At 47.2% G+C, this 377-nt stretch carries 1 protein-coding gene; it reads left to right on the top strand.

Annotated elements, in window-relative coordinates:
- Positions 1-278 (top strand): hypothetical protein (locus A3763_RS28385; RefSeq protein ID WP_231872128.1); only part of this gene is annotated, 278 nt, incomplete at its 5' end.
- Positions 279-377 lie beyond the last annotated feature (99 nt).

The following is a 377-nucleotide window of genomic DNA, read 5'->3' as shown; positions in this document are numbered from 1 at the left end:
TGTTGAGGAACTCACTAAATATTTGGGAGCGCTCAACAAATAAGACAAAGGTTGACCTGGCAGAGCAAAGTCGCTGCTGGCGTGTATACGTGGACGGCACCACGGTTAAAACTCGAACCTTTGACAAGTACCTGAGCGCTCGTACTATCCCTGATAGGCCCAGGTGGCGAGCCGTAGTGCGCACGGCAAACTTCGTTTTGGCTAACTGCGACTTGAATGAACAAGATACACAGGAACTATCTGAACTAACCAGGCGTGTTGAAGACAACTATTCATAGGCTAGATCACTTGCAATCAATTCCCTCATCAGCTCACCCCCAAATAGAACCAAGGAAGTAAAATGGCAAAATATGATAAGCGGCACTCAAAAGGAAGCG

Source organism: Oleiphilus sp. HI0128 (assembly GCF_001635365.1).
The sequence above is the reverse complement of the archived record's forward strand: the minus strand, read 5'-3'. Positions and strand labels throughout refer to the sequence as shown.